Annotated in this window: 22 protein-coding genes; 16 read left to right on the top strand and 6 right to left on the bottom strand. The window is 54.9% G+C overall.

What is annotated here, in order from left to right:
- The first annotated feature begins 378 nt into the window (after positions 1 to 378).
- The 8 genes from GD429_RS40335 to GD429_RS08235 all read left to right on the top strand — a co-directional run bounded on the left by GD429_RS40335 (position 379) and on the right by GD429_RS08235 (position 5,003).
- The gene (locus GD429_RS40335; protein ID WP_193727076.1) at positions 379 to 555 is read left to right on the top strand and encodes a hypothetical protein; all 177 of its coding nucleotides are present in this window, start codon (positions 379 to 381) and stop codon (positions 553 to 555) included.
- Between the two features lie 104 nt (positions 556 to 659).
- Positions 660 to 1,679, top strand: a complete 1,020-nt coding sequence (locus tag GD429_RS08270) for a hypothetical protein (protein WP_152856487.1) — start codon at positions 660 to 662, stop codon at positions 1,677 to 1,679.
- Positions 1,680 to 1,904: 225 nt separating this feature from the next.
- A complete protein-coding gene (locus tag GD429_RS08265; RefSeq protein WP_152856486.1) occupies positions 1,905 to 2,117 on the top strand; it encodes a helix-turn-helix transcriptional regulator in 213 nt (70 codons plus the stop codon).
- A gap of 11 nt (positions 2,118 to 2,128) precedes the next feature.
- Positions 2,129 to 2,458 (top strand): helix-turn-helix domain-containing protein, encoded by a 330-nt coding sequence (locus GD429_RS08260; RefSeq protein WP_152856485.1) that lies wholly within the window; start codon positions 2,129 to 2,131, stop codon positions 2,456 to 2,458.
- 583 nt (positions 2,459 to 3,041) lie between these two features.
- A complete protein-coding gene (locus GD429_RS40330; RefSeq protein WP_193727075.1) occupies positions 3,042 to 3,530 on the top strand; it encodes a hypothetical protein in 489 nt (162 codons plus the stop codon).
- 106 nt (positions 3,531 to 3,636) lie between these two features.
- Entirely contained in the window at positions 3,637 to 4,080 is a 444-nt protein-coding gene (locus GD429_RS08245) for a hypothetical protein (protein ID WP_152856484.1), read from the top strand.
- A complete protein-coding gene (locus GD429_RS08240; protein ID WP_152856483.1) occupies positions 4,073 to 4,321 on the top strand; it encodes a hypothetical protein in 249 nt (82 codons plus the stop codon). The genes GD429_RS08245 and GD429_RS08240 overlap by 8 nt, the downstream gene beginning before the upstream one ends.
- A gap of 4 nt (positions 4,322 to 4,325) precedes the next feature.
- Complete coding sequence (locus tag GD429_RS08235; protein WP_227791587.1) at positions 4,326 to 5,003, top strand: hypothetical protein; 678 nt, start codon at positions 4,326 to 4,328, stop codon at positions 5,001 to 5,003.
- Positions 5,004 to 5,232: 229 nt separating this feature from the next.
- Here the strand turns inward: GD429_RS08235 and GD429_RS08225 are convergent, their stop codons facing one another.
- Together GD429_RS08225 and GD429_RS08220 are read right to left on the bottom strand one after the other, a co-directional pair.
- A complete protein-coding gene (locus GD429_RS08225) occupies positions 5,233 to 5,769 on the bottom strand; it encodes a hypothetical protein (RefSeq protein WP_152856481.1) in 537 nt (178 codons plus the stop codon).
- 99 nt (positions 5,770 to 5,868) lie between these two features.
- Positions 5,869 to 6,882 (bottom strand): hypothetical protein, encoded by a 1,014-nt coding sequence (locus tag GD429_RS08220; RefSeq protein ID WP_152856480.1) that lies wholly within the window; start codon positions 6,880 to 6,882, stop codon positions 5,869 to 5,871.
- A gap of 268 nt (positions 6,883 to 7,150) precedes the next feature.
- On the opposite strand from GD429_RS08220, the gene GD429_RS08215 reads away from it, so the two are divergent.
- The 5 genes from GD429_RS08215 (at position 7,151) to GD429_RS08195 (ending at position 11,214) form a co-directional block, all read left to right on the top strand.
- Entirely contained in the window at positions 7,151 to 7,672 is a 522-nt protein-coding gene (locus tag GD429_RS08215) for a hypothetical protein (RefSeq protein ID WP_152856479.1), read from the top strand.
- A 75-nt stretch (positions 7,673 to 7,747) separates the two neighbouring features.
- Positions 7,748 to 7,948: a helix-turn-helix domain-containing protein gene (locus tag GD429_RS08210; protein WP_152856478.1), complete on the top strand. Its 201-nt coding sequence runs from the start codon at positions 7,748 to 7,750 to the stop codon at positions 7,946 to 7,948.
- Positions 7,945 to 8,898 (top strand): hypothetical protein, encoded by a 954-nt coding sequence (locus GD429_RS08205; protein ID WP_227791586.1) that lies wholly within the window; start codon positions 7,945 to 7,947, stop codon positions 8,896 to 8,898. The genes GD429_RS08210 and GD429_RS08205 overlap by 4 nt, the downstream gene beginning before the upstream one ends.
- A gap of 159 nt (positions 8,899 to 9,057) precedes the next feature.
- Entirely contained in the window at positions 9,058 to 9,279 is a 222-nt protein-coding gene (locus tag GD429_RS08200) for a hypothetical protein (protein WP_152856477.1), read from the top strand.
- A gap of 60 nt (positions 9,280 to 9,339) precedes the next feature.
- Entirely contained in the window at positions 9,340 to 11,214 is a 1,875-nt protein-coding gene (locus tag GD429_RS08195; protein ID WP_152856476.1) for a hypothetical protein, read from the top strand.
- 3 nt (positions 11,215 to 11,217) lie between these two features.
- Here GD429_RS08195 and GD429_RS08190 read toward each other — a convergent pair whose 3' ends face one another.
- Positions 11,218 to 12,507, bottom strand: a complete 1,290-nt coding sequence (locus GD429_RS08190; RefSeq protein ID WP_152856475.1) for a class I SAM-dependent methyltransferase — start codon at positions 12,505 to 12,507, stop codon at positions 11,218 to 11,220.
- A 688-nt stretch (positions 12,508 to 13,195) separates the two neighbouring features.
- Between GD429_RS08190 and GD429_RS08185 the strand changes: the two genes are divergently transcribed.
- The 3 genes from GD429_RS08185 (at position 13,196) to GD429_RS08175 (ending at position 14,298) form a co-directional block, all read left to right on the top strand.
- On the top strand, positions 13,196 to 13,402 hold the full coding sequence (locus tag GD429_RS08185; RefSeq protein ID WP_152856474.1) for a hypothetical protein: 207 nt from the start codon (positions 13,196 to 13,198) through the stop codon (positions 13,400 to 13,402).
- A 385-nt stretch (positions 13,403 to 13,787) separates the two neighbouring features.
- Positions 13,788 to 14,009, top strand: a complete 222-nt coding sequence (locus tag GD429_RS08180; protein WP_152856473.1) for a hypothetical protein — start codon at positions 13,788 to 13,790, stop codon at positions 14,007 to 14,009.
- Positions 13,996 to 14,298, top strand: a complete 303-nt coding sequence (locus tag GD429_RS08175) for a hypothetical protein (protein WP_152856472.1) — start codon at positions 13,996 to 13,998, stop codon at positions 14,296 to 14,298. Before GD429_RS08180 ends, GD429_RS08175 begins: the two co-directional genes overlap by 14 nt.
- Positions 14,299 to 14,441: 143 nt before the next feature.
- Here GD429_RS08175 and GD429_RS08170 read toward each other — a convergent pair whose 3' ends face one another.
- From GD429_RS08170 to GD429_RS08160, 3 genes are read right to left on the bottom strand one after another with little or no spacing between them, the layout of a single operon-like run.
- Positions 14,442 to 14,675: a hypothetical protein gene (locus GD429_RS08170; RefSeq protein WP_152856471.1), complete on the bottom strand. Its 234-nt coding sequence runs from the start codon at positions 14,673 to 14,675 to the stop codon at positions 14,442 to 14,444.
- On the bottom strand, positions 14,672 to 15,175 hold the full coding sequence (locus tag GD429_RS08165; RefSeq protein ID WP_152856470.1) for a hypothetical protein: 504 nt from the start codon (positions 15,173 to 15,175) through the stop codon (positions 14,672 to 14,674). The genes GD429_RS08170 and GD429_RS08165 overlap by 4 nt, the downstream gene beginning before the upstream one ends.
- Positions 15,176 to 15,180: 5 nt before the next feature.
- Positions 15,181 to 15,429: an Arc family DNA-binding protein gene (locus tag GD429_RS08160; protein WP_152856469.1), complete on the bottom strand. Its 249-nt coding sequence runs from the start codon at positions 15,427 to 15,429 to the stop codon at positions 15,181 to 15,183.
- Positions 15,430 to 15,446 lie beyond the last annotated feature (17 nt).

Below are 15,446 nucleotides of genomic sequence, written 5' to 3'. Positions count from 1 at the left end.
CAACGCGTATGTGATCTGCTCTTCGGTGAACCTGCTCTTCTTCACGGCATGACCTCCTGGTCTCGATGACAACGTCATGCCGGAATTTTCCACTTCCAAATGGGACAGTTTTGTGGGCTAGGGTCAAAGGCGTGAAGGTCGGACTCGGCCAACCTTTGGCAATGATGGCAGCAAAAGTCCAGGCGGCACAAGGCTGTGCGCGACTTTTGGGGCAAACCTGGGGGAAGTGGAAGCTTGGCTGGTCCCCGACAGAATTCATGTCTAGCCACTGCGTGGAGCTGACCGGGGGATTTAGTGGATTTGTACCCCCAAAAATACCCCCGAATGATAGACGGTTGGGTGTCGGTCTGTCACCGGCCTGATCGATATCAAGCGCCTATGATGAACGAATACGAAGTCGAAATCGTGCAAGGCAAGCTGGATGTGGCGTTATTTCACCTCTACCAGGCGCGCCGCCGCCATGCGCGAGATCAATATTTGCCGCCGGCAGTGCAAGTGCTGGAGGAAGTGAAGGAACTGCTCGACGGGCGATGCGTAACCAATTCTGACCGGTAGCGTAAACAGCTTTGCCCCTGTCTAGCTCGACGGAGCGAAGAGCCGGAAACCTTCACCGGCCTGGCAGGGGCTTTCAATTGAGGGTTTGCGCACGAAGGGCGCATATGAATATCAAGCATGTAGTCGCGACTGGCCTTGCAGACCGCTTGACTCTAGATGAGGCTGCCGACTTCGTTGCCAGAGAAACCGGGAAGTTGCGGGATTACGTCATCTCGTACCTGACCGATTGCGCCGAACAGGGCTATTTTTTGGCAGAAGTCGTATTGGTTGCGGACTACGAGAACGTAAGCCACATTTCCCGTGTTGATTCGTCGAAGTCGACTCTTTCATCGGCAGCTCTCATCGAATGGCTTAACGATGAAATCGAAGATGCGCACCAGAAAGCCCGTGTGGCAATAGCTCGCAAAGAAACCAACAAGTGGGGTTATCCAGGCAAGCCCGAAGATGTCCGCGTGCATCTCATTCCGTGGTCGGAACAACTGGACGACTTATCGCGGGATGAGGCCATCAGCATGACCGCGCACGGATGGACGGAATGTTTCGCCCGTGACGTAGCTGAAGGCCAACGCTGGGAGGGGAAGGAGTACGACGCAAAATTTGGAGTCGTTTGGGCCGAATATCTGAATATCTTCGTGGCACTTGCTGACACCTTGCCGTTGACATATGAGGTCAGCGGACTGCGGTGGCGGGGGGCGCAATTGCCATCGGACTGGCTCACGAGTTTGCTTTTAGAAAAAGGCGATTTGCGGGAATGGGCAAAAATTCACGCGCCGGAGATTGCCAAGTCACGATTGCTTGCCGAGCCAAATCTGGCAGTTGTGAACACGGAATCGCCAGAGCAAGCGACCGAGATCGCAATGACTTCTGCCGTGAGTACCAGCGGTCCATCCGAATGGGCCAACACGGGCAGTTGGCAAGATAAGGCGCGAGGAATTGCTGACGAACTATTCGACCACGATACATCCCTACAAACGCGGGATAGCCTGAAGAACTACTCGAAGCGCGTCATGAACGTGATGCAGGAGCGGCAAATACACGGCCCGCGCGGTCGAATCGACAACCCACTGACCGTGCAGCGCGAGGCTCTCCAAGGTGATAAGTGGTGGGCAAAAAAACAGAAGTGACATTGCGGGAAATGCGGGAAAAACGGGGAACACGGTAGCGAGGAGTTTCTCCCGCGGCGTCAAATCATCAGAAAGCCAGCAACCACAAGGGTTTGCTGGCTTTTTTGTTAGCTGAAAACGGAGGTTGTGCGTAGATTTCCCCGTGTGCGGAATGGGTTCCAATGTCTCGTTAGGCATCGTGGGATGCAGCGATACGAGACAGGACAACCTAACGGAGAAATGTCCATGTCTGCAAACAGTCTGAAGGGTCTCCGCGCACCCGCTGCGGCGGCGAAGCTCGGAATCGGGGTAAGCACATTGTGGGCTCGCGCCAAGAGTGAAGTCGGCTTTCCGAAACCGGTGAAACTTAGCACTCGCACGACCATCTTCATCGAGGCTGAACTCGATGCCTATCTCCAGAAGCGCATTGCTGAATCGCGCGGCATGGTTGCCGCGTAAGGAGGCTGCGTATGACCGGCAAAAACAACAAGGGCCGCAACCCCTGCCAGGGCGCGACCCAGATGACCAGCAAGGTCAATCATAGAGATATGTCGGCCGCTGCGCAATGTAAGCGCGTGCTTGAATATCTCAAGTCCGACGGACAAACTACCTACAGCCTACGTGCCAAAGGTATTAGCCATCCCGCGCAACGCATCAAGGAGCTTGTCCGGCTCGGATATCGCATCTATGCGCATCGCGTCTCAGCGGTCGACTCAGACGGTTTCTTGCACGCCAATGTGGCGCGATACAGCCTGCTTGAACGCGAACTGGATCTCGTCGACATGATGGAGGCCGCGTGATGTATGGGGAACAAGCGGCGACACAGCAAGACCAGTCGCGATGCTGGCGGCTTTCTCGCGATTCCGTGGACCGTGCTCGACAGTCGGGCGTATCTCAATCTGTCTCACCCTGCCAGGTCGCTCTTGCTCGAAATGGCGAGGCAGTACCACGGGGACGACAACGGGCGTTTAATCGCGACGCTAGCGTACTTGAAACCCCGCGGTTGGACTTCCTACGACACGATTCAGCGCGCAAAGCAGGAGTTGCTAGAGGCTGGATTGATCTACGAGACGGTAAAGGGGCGCCGACCGAATCGCGCCAGCTGGTACGCATTGACGTGGCAGACGTTGGATCAACTGGACGGGTACGACCAGGGAGCGGAGGCCGGCTTCGTTCGAAGTGCCTATTTGAAAACGCAGTCCTTACACCGCGAGGCGGTGTAGAGAGAGCCTCTATTGCACCGGGAGACGGTGTAGAGGCCGCCTTTCCTACACCGCCAGACGGTGCAATAGAGGCCGTTTTTGCCACTCTCCCTACACCGCCAGACGGTGACCCTCTAGAGAAGCCATCTACACAAGCAATTTCCAAGAAGGAGGTGCGCCGATGAACCAGCAATCGATGCTGCCCGATACCGAAACGTTACCGAAACGGAAACGTCGGCAGGAAGAGGTCACGATGGCCGAGTTCCTTGATGCGTGCAAGGCCGTTGGCCAAAAGGCCATCCCTTCCGACGACTCGATCTATGGCTACGCGGAGCGCGCCGGCATTCCGGATGATTTCCTTGAGATCGCATGGCTTGAGTTTCGTGAACGCCATCTCGACAACCCGACAAAGAAATACCGGGACTGGCGGGCGGCCTTTCGGAATAGTGTGCGCGATGGCTGGTTCCGCATATGGCGTTTTGCCGATGGGCAATGTGTCCTGACCGTCCAGGGGGAACAGGCTGCGCGCGTGCACGGAAAGGCTGTGCGGCAGCAACCCGGCAAATTCGATCCGGTTGCGTACGTGAATCGCAACCGGAAACCGTCACGCAGTTGCGGCTTCGACCAGATCGACTACCGGGAGGGTATCAATGAAGACGGCTCCTTTTGAAGGTGGATCAGGTGCTGAGGAAGCTGGTAACTCCAGTTGCTCATTCGGTAACGGTTGCTGTTTCGGCAACTAGGACATCAATTTTAGAAAGCTATCGGAGATACAAATGAAGATGTTCAGTAAAGCTAATGAAAAAGCAGAGGGCGCGGTGAACACCGGTGGGAAACGTGATGTGACTATCCGCAATGAACCGAAAAAGCGTCCGGATCATGTGATTGCGGAGACCGACGACGCGCAATGGAAAATCCCGCTCACCATCGAGGAGCAATCGGACCTTGCATACGCGTACGAGGACCTACAGGTTCCAGAGCAAACGATGCTGGAAACTTTTATTCAGGGAGTTTATGGCAATTCGGCGGCAAAGCTGAGTATCGACCTTATCCCGCACTCGCCGGGCAAGGTGACTATCGCCGCCGGCCGCAGTTTCAGCACGCTGGCCTATGCGGACGTAGGCGAGACGATTCTCCGCTTGATTCTTGAGGCCCAGTCACGCAAGGACTTGGTTGCTGACCTCGTTGCGGCAATCCCGGCGGAGACGACCGATGATTGATGGATGGGTGACAGGTGCGGTCGACAGGCGGCCAAGAATCACGACCAAGGGGGATGCGCAAGCCATGGCGGTGAAACCGCGTGTCGCCAACGGTATCGGGCCGACCATTTACACGAATGCATTCGCGAGCGACGACGAGCCGCTGGAAGCAATTGGGTGGGCTTGGTGCGGTGATCACGTCGATCATGCGACCAGTACGCACGCGCGTGCGTGCGCGGGAGCAACAAATGGCGAGGAGTAGCCTCATGACGAATGGAGACAATGCGTCGGCTGTTGGCGCCGTAGAGAATGACTCAGAGAATCCGAGCAAAAGAGTTTTGCGAATCGAGGGCGCGATATTCAAAGACGAGCACGAACGAAATGCGGTAATCGCGTCGACACCAATCATCCGTGGCGCGTCCGCTGGAATGACATATGCGGAGCAGATGTTTAGCAATGAGCTTCGTCTGAATGCTTATTCCGAGCAGTTATTGAAACAAGCAAAGAGCGTTCAGGAGGGCAATCTTGCTGGGTTGGAGGCTATGCTTACGGCCCAGGCAAATACACTCGATCTGATGTTCAACACACTAGCGCTGAAATCAGCTCAATGTGACCACATGGCGAAAATGGAGTCGTATTTGCGACTGGCACTCAAGGCGCAGTCTCAATGTCGCTCAACGGTCGAAGCGCTTGCCGAGATCAAGAATCCGCGACCGGTGGCATTCGTGAAGCAGGCGAATATCGCCAACGGCCCTCAGCAGGTCAACAACGGGTCTGGGGCGCCCTCCTACGCGCGTGAAGAAAAAAAAGAAACGACGAACGAACTTTTGGAGCACCAGAATGGCGAATGGTTGGACACCGGAACGGCGGGCGAAGCAGGCCGAGGCAATCAGGCGATGGAAACCATGGGAGCGATCGACCGGACCGACGACGCTGGAAGGTAAGGCGACATCTGCGCAGAACGCACGGAAGCACGGTCTACGTTCGTCCGAGTGGGAGCAGGAGAGGCGGCTCGTAGCGGACTTCCTGAGGGACTGTCGCCAGCGGCTCAAGCTCACCAGCGAGGCTTGAGTCTCGAAGCGGTACCCACGCAGGCTGCGACGAGCAATTCGGTGCGGCCTCGTTTGCTTTTTTGTGGCTTATTGATTCTCATGCGCTATGGGCGATCGTGTTTCACCTTGTACAGTCGGCCGCGGACTTATGATAATCAGCCAAAGCCGACAGATATTGCTTCTCAGTGAGCTTCCCGGTTTCTCGCATCGCCTTCAGTCTGCTATCGAATTGCGTGCAGGTGGCTTTGATAACGACTCGACCCATTTCACTATCGGTAAGCCCCCGGTTTGAGTACTGGATCATTGCAGCGACGTTACGAAGATCGTTTTCGTTATAGCGATACTGGGTTCGGTCGATCGCGTCCACCGTGAGCGGCATTTGATACCAAACCTGTTGCATGTCGTCACTTAGCCCGACGATTCCGGAAAGCTCCGTAAGGCTACGTCCGCCTAAACCCTTCACTTCCATACACAACGGCGCTCGGCCATATCGCTCCCGGAGCTTGCGCATTAAGTCCTGGCAATCGGAAAGAATGGTAGCCGTATGCGAGAGATGGATAGTTGTCTGAGCGCTTGCCTGACTCTGCCATCCAAAAAGCGATAGTGTAAATGCGGCAAGAGACGCTGCCAACGCGGTAGCGAGGAGGTTGCGGATCATCGTGATTTCCCCGTAGCTCATTTTTTGAACACTGATCATAGCGCGTCGCTGACCACCGGCCAAGCCGCCATGACGATCGCAGCGAGGACGGTCGAGGCATCATGCCTTGGGATATCGGCACTCTACGACACCATGATATTTCGGGAGTCGAGCGTCGATTTCTTTACCGCTCAGCAGCCGAATTGGCTTTGCTTGCTCTGCTGGCTTCATTGTAGCGACGGGATTGCTGAACACGAACGCTCTTGACTGGTCGGTCCCGACGTAGACGATTTTTCGATTGCTAGCCTTCCCCGTGCATGTGCTTTCGTTGAGCATGTCGAAATCGTAAGCAAGCCGGGCGATAATCAGATCGCTCACCTTTGATGTTCCAAGGGCATTTTGTGCACCAAAATATACGGCGAATTGAAAAAAAGTCAAAACAAGGGTGACTGTGGCAAGGGCTAGGCGCCCCGTGCCGACCTGTTTGCGATGATTTTTGGTAACTCCAAATCCAAACAACATCAACAACTGAAACCCAAGCAATAGGATTGCGGTCAGGATGGACAACAGCCCGATGGCAGACAAAAATGCACCTGCACTGAACGCCTGGGGAAGATGTGGGGATGCCCCAGAAAACAGCGCGGATAACCGATTCGTTACTTGAGTGTGTCCCGCCCAAATTAGTGTCAGCAATAGGGTCCATCGAATCCAAACACAGAACGGGCAGTCGAATGCCTTCTTTATTCGGTCATCGTTGCACAGAAGGATCGCCAGAGCTGCAAGGGGCATGATACTAAGCACGACCAAGATGAGGCAGGCATTGAACGCATCTGCAGTGTCCATATACAGATAGAACAACCAGAAGGTTATGCAAGAAATGGCGATTTGCCCAGATCGAACCCACGGTGACGAAAACCTCATCAGAACTGCGAGCGAGATTCCTTCGATTTTTTGGAATATGTAGTACCTCTTGGCTAGAAAATAGAGGTGCTGGAGCGATGGTACAACTAGATTACAAAAAAGCTTCGCCATCACGCGGTCTGCAGCTAATGCTATCGCTGTTGCAACGACGGGAAATGCAAGGATCAACAGTAAGCAAAACGCAATATTTGCGGCAATGTGGGGTGTGTCCATGTAGTGATGTGGATTGATCTATATTGATCTGACGATTGTATCGTTTTTTTGATATAGAAACTCATGAAAATAATAAAAAATGAATGTATAATGGTATAGTGCGATAACAAAGACTAAGGTCAGGTCCGGATAGCTCTCCTCGAAACAGCGAGTGATCTGCCGGGTAACTCGACCAAGTACTAGATCATAAAAGCCGACTCATTCGTAAGGAAGAGTCGCGCGTCAAATTCGGGTCGCGCTCTTAAGCGGCCTGCCAAAGGAAGTGTCGATGGCCAATCTATATCGCTCGCGGCGACGCGAGATTCATGCAATCAATTCGCATAACCTGTCTTGGTCGGAATCCCGCGTTTCCGATGTTGATGTACTGGCGGCGCGTGGCATGTCGAGGTCCCGTTTAGGAGCGGACCTGTACCGGTTGAAATACGGCTTCGACCGAAGCGCCTATGAACCTTGCTTCAAGGAACTACGTTCTAAGTTTGCTCGGCGCCGGCAGAACCTTCCCAGCCCGTATTTCCACGCCGCATTGCACGAATTCCTCGATGATCGTTGCACGGCTTGTGGTGGCCGAATGGCGATTCCGATCAATGCGAATGAGGTCGTCGCTTGTTCCACCTGCAACGGTAGCGGTGAGCGACGCTATACCGACGAAGAGCGCGCCGCCGCATGCAGCGTGAGGTGTTCCGTATGGTCGCGATACGAGCGTGATTATTTGGATGTGTTGGAGTGCATCCACCGTGCTATCAACGCTCACCAATCTGGCATGTCCCGGATGCTGGCGTCGACACCCTGACAGACTGTTTCCCCATTATTCATCAGCCTGACTGGCATCACGCCGTCGGGCTTTTCTTTTGCCAAGGAGCAAAGTATGAGTGCATCTCGTTTCATGACAACAAAGGAGGTCGCAGATTGCATGCGTATTGCTCCCGCGACCGTTTATCAACGTCTTTGTGCTAAAGGTGACTTCTGGGGCGTGCTGCCAGTCAAGGGTTTGAACGGTCGCCTCTTGTGGCCCATTGAGGCCATTCACCGATTGCTCGATCGAAACGAAGTGGTACAGAAATCATGAGGTATTACTCTCTTTCGATCACCCCTTCCGGTGCGTCTAAGCCCATCCGATTATGGGAATCGCATCTAAGCAACGTCGTCGATCCGGGCGCTCTCCAAATCGAGTTTGATGCGCTGATTGGCCCATACGGGACACCCACCGGGGCATCCACGGTCATGCTGCGCGGCATCGCCCTAAAAGACCTCACGCAACCTCAGCAATACGCTGGCATGACGCTGGAGTTGAAAGCGGGGATGCGTGCCGGCCTTCCACTGGCCAACCCAGCGCAGGCTGGCACGATTTTGAAGGGCCTCGTTTACCAGTGCTTCGGCAACTGGGAGGGCGTTAATCAGACGTTAGATTTCGTGGTGCTCCCTGGAATCTACACCTCCGACAATCCTGGCAACTTCGTTTTGAACTGGAGATCCGGGACCGAACTTTCGGATGCCCTGCTCCAAACGTTGGACGTCGCCTATCCCAATACGCCAATCTCAATCAATGTCGGCACAAACCTCGTTCAGAATCACGACGAGATCGGCATTTATGACACTCTAGACCAACTGGCGCAGGTCATCGGGGACATCAGTGAAGGGGTTTTTGATAACCGAGTGACGATTGGTGTTCAGGCCGGGAAAATAGTTGTCTTCGATACGAACTACAAGCCAGCGCCGATTCAGCTCGCATTCACGGACTTTGTAGGTCAACCGACATGGATCAATGTAAATACGATCCAACTTAAGCTAGTTACGCGGGCTGATCTTCAGATGGGTTCGATCGTCCGCATGCCCGAGGGGCTGCAAAATCTTCCGGGATTCGTCACGACTACGCAAACTGCTTACCCATCAAGCATCAAATATCAAACAACGTTTCAGAATAACTTCATCGTCCAAGAGCTGCGGCAGATTGGCAATTTCCGCGCGGCCGATGCGAAGCAATGGGTAACGGTCGTCAACTGCATGATGGTTCCATGAAACCGGCGCAACGCTGATTTCCCATTCCCCAATCGGCCCACCATAGGCCGTTTTCGTTGTTCCTATGCCCCGTTCGCGGGCCACCCCGATGACATACGGCTCCAGCTCTTCGCGCGGCGTGGATCGTCGTTACGTCGTCACTCCCACTCGAAGTCAATCATGACCATCTACGTCCTTCCTCAACCTTTATCCGGTGCTGAAACCGTCACGATTCAACAGGAGCAAAACGGGCAAATGGCTGAATGCAGCATGGCCGTCTCAGAGTTCCTTCAGTACATCGCCGCCAACGAGCCCGAGCTGTTAATGGCAAGCCTTCCCTCCACACTCCCGTCGAAAGCTGGCATCCCATGGAATAACGACGGTCTCCTCTCGATTTCCTGATCTGCCTACCATTCAGTCCATAGCCCGCTTCCAAGCGGGCTTTTTTATTTCAGATCCTCAATGAAACGACTTCTACTTCTCGCGCTCACCGTACCGGTGATTGCATCCGCACAAATATTTCCGTCGCCGACGTTCAGTAGCCTGACGCTGCAGAATCCGCTAACCGTCGCCAATGGCGGCACCGGCGCTACTACGTCGACCGGCACCGGTTCGGCCGTGCTGTCCAATTCGCCGACGCTCGTCACGCCGAGCCTTGGCACGCCGTCGGCCATCACGCTGACGAACGGCACCGGGCTGCCGATCTCGACCGGAGTCTCGGGCCTCGGCACGGGCGTCGCGGCCGGCCTTGCAAATGCGGCGACTGGCTCGGGAGCGCCGGTGCTCGGTACGTCGCCGACCATCTCGAATCCGACGCTGAATGGCACGTTCGCGGGCAGCCTGGCGATCCCGTCCACGAACCTGACGTACACGGCGAGCGGTACGGGCGCGGTGTCGCAGACGCTCGCGAGCCGCTTCGCGCAGATTGCATACATCGACAGCTACGGCGCCGTCGGTGACGGCACGACCAACGATGCGACGGCGCTAACGAACGCCATGGCCGCGCTCGGCACGCCGGGCGGCCTCGTGTTCCTCGACTGCACGAAGAACTACGCGATCCTGTCGAACGTCACGATCCCGGCCAACGTTACGGTGAAGCAGTGTGCGGGGAACAATCCGCAGGGTATGGGCCTGTACACGACGCCGCCTTCTCACATTAATCTGGCGAGCACTGCGACGATCACCATGTCGAGCAACTCAGCAATCGACGCAGTGATTGTTCGGAGCGGGATGACGATCCCGGTTCAAACACCGAGCGCCTATGCGGGTACGGCGATCACGCTGGCGACCGGAGACGCAAATGACGTTCGGATAAATGCTCTGATCATCGGATTTGCGACTTGTGTTGATGGAACAAATGGTGGCGATCATCAGCGCTGGAATGTCGAGTGCGATGCAAACCCGGCAACTGGGGTAGGGGCGGTGATCATCGGTACGAGCAACGATACCTCCTACTTCAAAATCCGGAATTGGCCGTGGGGGACGGTAGCTGCAACGTCGGCAACCAATACAAGAACTGGTATCGGCGTCCAAGTCTTGCCCGGCCCCAACGACGATAGCCGCATGGAACTGTTTGACTACGGCCATGCTGTTGGCGTTGACACGCGAGCAAATGGGAACGTCCATTACTCACATGTCTGGTTGGACACGAACTCGACTATGGGCATGTACGTGTACAACAACAACCAGAGCAAGTTCGATGTACTGGAAGCGTGGACCACGCCCGGAGTTGTATTCGAAAGTTCTAGTAATCCGGCTATTGACTATATGTATTGCAATAGCAATGGGGTGGCGAGCGCGAGCTGCATTTGGACCGCTGCCGCAGTGAGCCCAGTTGTCCAGATTTCTAGCCTCTACGTTGCTCAATCAAGCTCCTACGCGATCAACGTTGGTTCGACTACCGCGAGAATCGTAATCGGGAGCGCAATTCTCACGGGCATCAACGGCGGCGCGGGCCCGTACATTGTTGGACTAGTCGGTTGGCTAGCCAACCAGGTGAGCATCGCAAAGGTTGCATATACGGACCTGCCAGCTGGAAACACATTGTTCGGTGGCAACAGTCAATCGCTTCCGTCAGTTGCCAGTGCTGCTTTGCTCGCGCCGCCGGCGGAATACAATCACTTTCTCGTGACAGGTTCCACCACGATTACCAACATCTCTGGGTATTGGGCAGATCGTCAAATCATCCTCACGTTTGGCGGCGCGTTGACTTTGACGAACAACGCCAACATCGCTCTCACGTCCGGAGCCAACATGACGACTGCCGCGGGAACGACGATCGCCCTCTGGTATGACCAGACAGGGTGCGCTTGTTGGCGTGAAATGTGGCACCACTGATCGCTAGGGGCGTTCCTTGCGGAACATCCCCTTGAACGAAAAGCCCCAGTCGCACTGCGTCTCTTTGAGGCGCAGGCCGGCGGCCTTTGCGGATCGCTCATAGATCCCGTGCGGGAACACCTGTTCGTTGACTCCCGACAAGATCAGATTCTTGGTGAATTCGTCGTAGGCGACGCCGACCGGCTCACACAAAAGGAACAACTGGCCGTGGGGTTTCAGGACTCGCGTGATTTCGCTGAAAATCGCATGCAGGTCTTCGAAATGGTGGATCGCGCGAGATACAAAAACAACATCAACGGAACCGGCATTGATTGGCATTCTGTTTGCGTCGAATCGTGCCTGTATGGTTTCCGGGTGCCCGCATCGCCGGGCCAGAAGATCAGCTATCCGCAGGAGTCGAATCGAAACGTCACTATTGATGAACACGCCAGGCCAGTATCGACCCGTTTCCGATTCTCGGAAGCTTGGCCGGATGCCGCCAGCGATCTCCAGGGCCGTTCCGTTTCTATCGAGCTGGAGGAATTGATCTACGAATTGGGCTGCCAACTTGCCATCGAATGCTTCCGAGAATTGATGCTCCCTCGACATATCGGGGTAGACGGGGGCAGCCTTTCTGCTGATGAGAATTTGTGAGCTGATGGTTCGCTCATCGTGCCAGCGCTTGTGTTCTTGGAGAACAGTCACGTCCAGGGTATAGCGTCCCTCGTTCTGAGGCGCAGTTATCGCGAATGGGACGGTTACCGATTGATGCGGTTTGATCGCAACAGGGATGGATGTTCGATTGCCTTCGAAGATCTCCATCTCACCATTTCGGTGCCAGTGATAGCTCACGACGACGGCATTTTCCCCATTCGAGTCGACAGGGAATTCGCCATTGTTGGTGATGCGTACTGCTCCATGGAAAAAATCGCCCAAGCCAACGGCATCCGGAAGATAGAGCGGCCCGAGAGTTACTTTCGGATCGAAATTGGAAATATTGAACCGATCCAAGAAAAGGTTTTCTTCAGCATCGAAAAATGGATTCCCGATTGACGAGACAGGTTCCAGAGCTGCCCTGATCGCAAGAAGGTCATCGCCATCTCCAGGCAAACCCAGATTCGCTATAAGTGCGCGCTCGCATTCTGAGACGTCGACATGATTCCGTTTGGATTCGCGCGCTCGGGGAAGGATATCGACAACACCGGCATGTTTGTGGGTCTGCCAATCGCAAGCGCTGCAGGCGATGCGATCTGTTTGGGACAGTAAGCGACCCGCACATTCTGGACAATTGAATACTTCTGATGCGAATTGCATAGATTTATGCCTCTGCGCTCAGGAATATGGGCGAAAGTGTACAGCAGTTCGTATATTCCATAGCGACTTCTTTCGAATAGAGCTTAGTTAGCTCAAACAACACAACCGCCCATCGAGGCGGCATTTTCGTTTCGGGGCCCATGAACCCGTACTCCCAGATGTAAGCCCACCGCGACTTCATCACGTCGCCACTACTGTATAAAAAAACAGTGCGTTTCGAGATAAGCTATATCAGTCAAGATCAGAAAAACAGGGACGGGAGATGTGTACGTATATGAACGCAGTGATTTGGCAAGCTGTCTTTGCTGACCACAACCCTTTTGGGGGTAGCCCGCTCTTGGAGTTGGTGGTGGCCGTGCTGTCTCGTGACCTTTCTGAAGTTTGAGAGGGAGGCATGTAGGGGCCGGATGGAAGTCGATCTGCCAATGAGTTGGATGATCGTTCAAATCTGGGGCCTGGTTGTGGATAACTTTGGCTGCATGATTTGCTCAAAAATTAGGCGTAGGGCGCGATTTCTTGACTGCCTGTCCTGGTGCGCGTCTCCCGGAAAGAGGAGAAAAGTTATTCACTTCTCCACATTTGATAATTCGAGGTTATGTAAAATTGAGGAGAAAAGGTGCTCGTATCTCCGCTTTTGGGGAGACGTGCTATGCTCCGGACATGATCGCCCCTCGCGCGCGCAAGGCATATGACACCTGACGAGTTTCAAACCGCCCTCGACCAATTGGGCTGGAAGCAGTCCGACTTCTGCCGCATGGCCGGCGTCGACAAGAACACGCCGAGCCGCTGGCTCAAAGGGACGACCCCTATCCCCGGCTGGACGCCGCGGTTTCTTGGCATGGCGTTGGAGATCCGGCGCCTAGCCACGCTGATCGAGCCACCGAAGGCTGCGTAAGAGCGGAAGCGGCGCGGCGTCTCGGCCGGCAGATGAACTGCGCCCGAGCGACGAAGATGATGCAGTGGTGGGGCGACTATCTCGAAAAGATTGGCGCTAGTAAAACGTCTGACTAAGAACGGGCGGTTTACCGTTGGCCCATTACTGGCTGCAATGGGCGTGCACGAACCGAAGAAGCGGTGCGTCATCGACGGTTATAGGGTGCGCAAATGAATTTGTCGTTAGTCTATACTTCCGCCTCAAAAAAGTGTCGGAGGGAGTCGGGAACGTGCGTGAGCCGGGCGACTTCATGGCGGCAGTGGAAACAGAAGACGCGAGGCAGCAGATTGCTGGCGAGGTCATATATCGGTTGGGGTCGACCAATAGGCGGTAACTAGGAGCTTCCGTGAATAAAGAAATCGCGCAAGTCGTTTTTGCATTGATGGATTGCCAGCACAAGACGCTCAAAGCGGTGACGAAACTTGCAATCGTTGTATCGGATGACTCTCCCGATGAGGTAAAAAAAGAGATTCACGATGCGCTAGAAATTGCAGTCACCAGTTTTGATGAGGTATTGGCAAAAACGCGTGAATTGATCGAAAAGGCCAGCGAACATGGCAAATCCTGATTACAGCTTGATGGATCGACTGAACAGGCAGGAGCGTGCATTAAACGCGTTTTCTGTTGACGGGGGCGGCGGCGGAGGTAATGATGGAGGGATGGAATCTCGAATCGCAGCGCTCGAAGCCGCTAGTCTTGAGACTCGTGACCGTCTCACGAGGATTGAGACGCGCCTGGAAAGTGTAGCGACGAAGGCAGACCTCCACGAAACACTTCATACCATGACGTGGAAGATCATCGGCGCGGTCGCAGTTCTTGTGGGCGCTGTCTACTACATTGCCAAGCACGTTTCCTGATCGACCTATGCTCGTCCAAAGCCCCGCCCCGAGCGGGGCTTTTCATGCCGTCGGAACTAGGTTCCTCCCAGCCTCCAACTCTGGCGCAGCATCCGAGCCGGACGTTCATCTCGACCCGCCATCAACCCGCCAAATCACCTCGATTACTCAGGAGTGAACTGGGCGACTCCCTGCATGAAAAAGCTGATCGTGAGCAGAATCAAACCGGCGCGCTGAAGCAACTGCCGACGATCGTTGCCTTTTTTCATTTCAGCCAGCAGGGCAGTATTCATATAGGCGCCTGGGGCAACTAATCCGAACGTTCCTTTGTACATCAAGAAGGTTCCGAGCACGCCAATAGCGGCGCTCGCTATGTTTAGGATTTTGGTGATATTCATGGTTCCGGCGGTTGGAAGGGGCCGACAGGAAACAGCTTGTTTTCCCACATCATCATCACTGCCCGCACGATACCGGCGAGTGGGCGCACGGTCCCATCGTCGAGCGACACCGTCACCAACGTTGCCTCACCGAACACGCCTTGACCGAAGGGTGCATTGAACAGACCTAGTGGGCGAGAAACCTGTCCGGCCGTCGAAATTTGCCTTGGGGTTTTCAGTCGGACTTGAAGGCGAGAATGTTTCGACGCGTCGGCAATGTCGCAAATGAGTGCGAAATCAGGGCAGGAAGCAATCAATTCCAACTTCAGCGCCCCAAGCCGCTCACCCATTGCTGCCCCGTCATAACCATCGAGCGCGGCATGATCGGCCATGTGATATAGCACGATGGCGGCTAGGCGCCCGCGCCTAATGTCGCGCGTTTCCGCGAGGTATTCGTCGACAGTGGGCTTGACCATCGAACGATAGAAATCGATCGCCGTGAAAGGGCGCACATGCCTCATGTCGCTTAGCGCTTTCCGCGCTTCTTCTCCCGTTCATCCAGCGCCTGAACGACTTTACCGGCCACGGTGTCGGCGAAGAGGTCCATCGTTCGGTCATCAACTGGCGCTTCCTTCGCGCCTTGTTCGAGGCTTTCTTCGAGCCGCTTCACGACCTCTGCATTTAACGATCGGCCGTTTTCCTCCGCGAGCGCAGTCAGCCGGTCCTTCAATTCGACCGGCAGGCGCAGCTTCATCTGTGGATCTTCACGTGTCATGTCGCAATTATGATGGA

The sequence above is a fragment of the Burkholderia sp. BE17 genome, assembly GCF_009362305.1.
GTDB classification, from domain to species: domain Bacteria; phylum Pseudomonadota; class Gammaproteobacteria; order Burkholderiales; family Burkholderiaceae; genus Burkholderia; species Burkholderia pyrrocinia_C.
The sequence above is the reverse complement of the archived record's forward strand: the minus strand, read 5'-3'. Positions and strand labels throughout refer to the sequence as shown.

Coding starts and splice junctions, on each gene's coding strand:
- GD429_RS40335 (WP_193727076.1), top strand. CDS start 379: ATGATGAACGAATACGAAGTCGAAATCGTGCAAGGCAAGCTGGATGTG.
- GD429_RS08270 (WP_152856487.1), top strand. CDS start 660: ATGAATATCAAGCATGTAGTCGCGACTGGCCTTGCAGACCGCTTGACT.
- GD429_RS08265 (WP_152856486.1), top strand. CDS start 1,905: ATGTCTGCAAACAGTCTGAAGGGTCTCCGCGCACCCGCTGCGGCGGCG.
- GD429_RS08260 (WP_152856485.1), top strand. CDS start 2,129: ATGACCGGCAAAAACAACAAGGGCCGCAACCCCTGCCAGGGCGCGACC.
- GD429_RS40330 (WP_193727075.1), top strand. CDS start 3,042: ATGAACCAGCAATCGATGCTGCCCGATACCGAAACGTTACCGAAACGG.
- GD429_RS08245 (WP_152856484.1), top strand. CDS start 3,637: ATGAAGATGTTCAGTAAAGCTAATGAAAAAGCAGAGGGCGCGGTGAAC.
- GD429_RS08240 (WP_152856483.1), top strand. CDS start 4,073: ATGATTGATGGATGGGTGACAGGTGCGGTCGACAGGCGGCCAAGAATC.
- GD429_RS08235 (WP_227791587.1), top strand. CDS start 4,326: ATGACGAATGGAGACAATGCGTCGGCTGTTGGCGCCGTAGAGAATGAC.
- GD429_RS08225 (WP_152856481.1), bottom strand. CDS start 5,769: ATGATCCGCAACCTCCTCGCTACCGCGTTGGCAGCGTCTCTTGCCGCA.
- GD429_RS08220 (WP_152856480.1), bottom strand. CDS start 6,882: ATGGACACACCCCACATTGCCGCAAATATTGCGTTTTGCTTACTGTTG.
- GD429_RS08215 (WP_152856479.1), top strand. CDS start 7,151: ATGGCCAATCTATATCGCTCGCGGCGACGCGAGATTCATGCAATCAAT.
- GD429_RS08210 (WP_152856478.1), top strand. CDS start 7,748: ATGAGTGCATCTCGTTTCATGACAACAAAGGAGGTCGCAGATTGCATG.
- GD429_RS08205 (WP_227791586.1), top strand. CDS start 7,945: ATGAGGTATTACTCTCTTTCGATCACCCCTTCCGGTGCGTCTAAGCCC.
- GD429_RS08200 (WP_152856477.1), top strand. CDS start 9,058: ATGACCATCTACGTCCTTCCTCAACCTTTATCCGGTGCTGAAACCGTC.
- GD429_RS08195 (WP_152856476.1), top strand. CDS start 9,340: ATGAAACGACTTCTACTTCTCGCGCTCACCGTACCGGTGATTGCATCC.
- GD429_RS08190 (WP_152856475.1), bottom strand. CDS start 12,507: ATGCAATTCGCATCAGAAGTATTCAATTGTCCAGAATGTGCGGGTCGC.
- GD429_RS08185 (WP_152856474.1), top strand. CDS start 13,196: ATGACACCTGACGAGTTTCAAACCGCCCTCGACCAATTGGGCTGGAAG.
- GD429_RS08175 (WP_152856472.1), top strand. CDS start 13,996: ATGGCAAATCCTGATTACAGCTTGATGGATCGACTGAACAGGCAGGAG.
- GD429_RS08170 (WP_152856471.1), bottom strand. CDS start 14,675: ATGAATATCACCAAAATCCTAAACATAGCGAGCGCCGCTATTGGCGTG.
- GD429_RS08165 (WP_152856470.1), bottom strand. CDS start 15,175: ATGAGGCATGTGCGCCCTTTCACGGCGATCGATTTCTATCGTTCGATG.
- GD429_RS08160 (WP_152856469.1), bottom strand. CDS start 15,429: ATGACACGTGAAGATCCACAGATGAAGCTGCGCCTGCCGGTCGAATTG.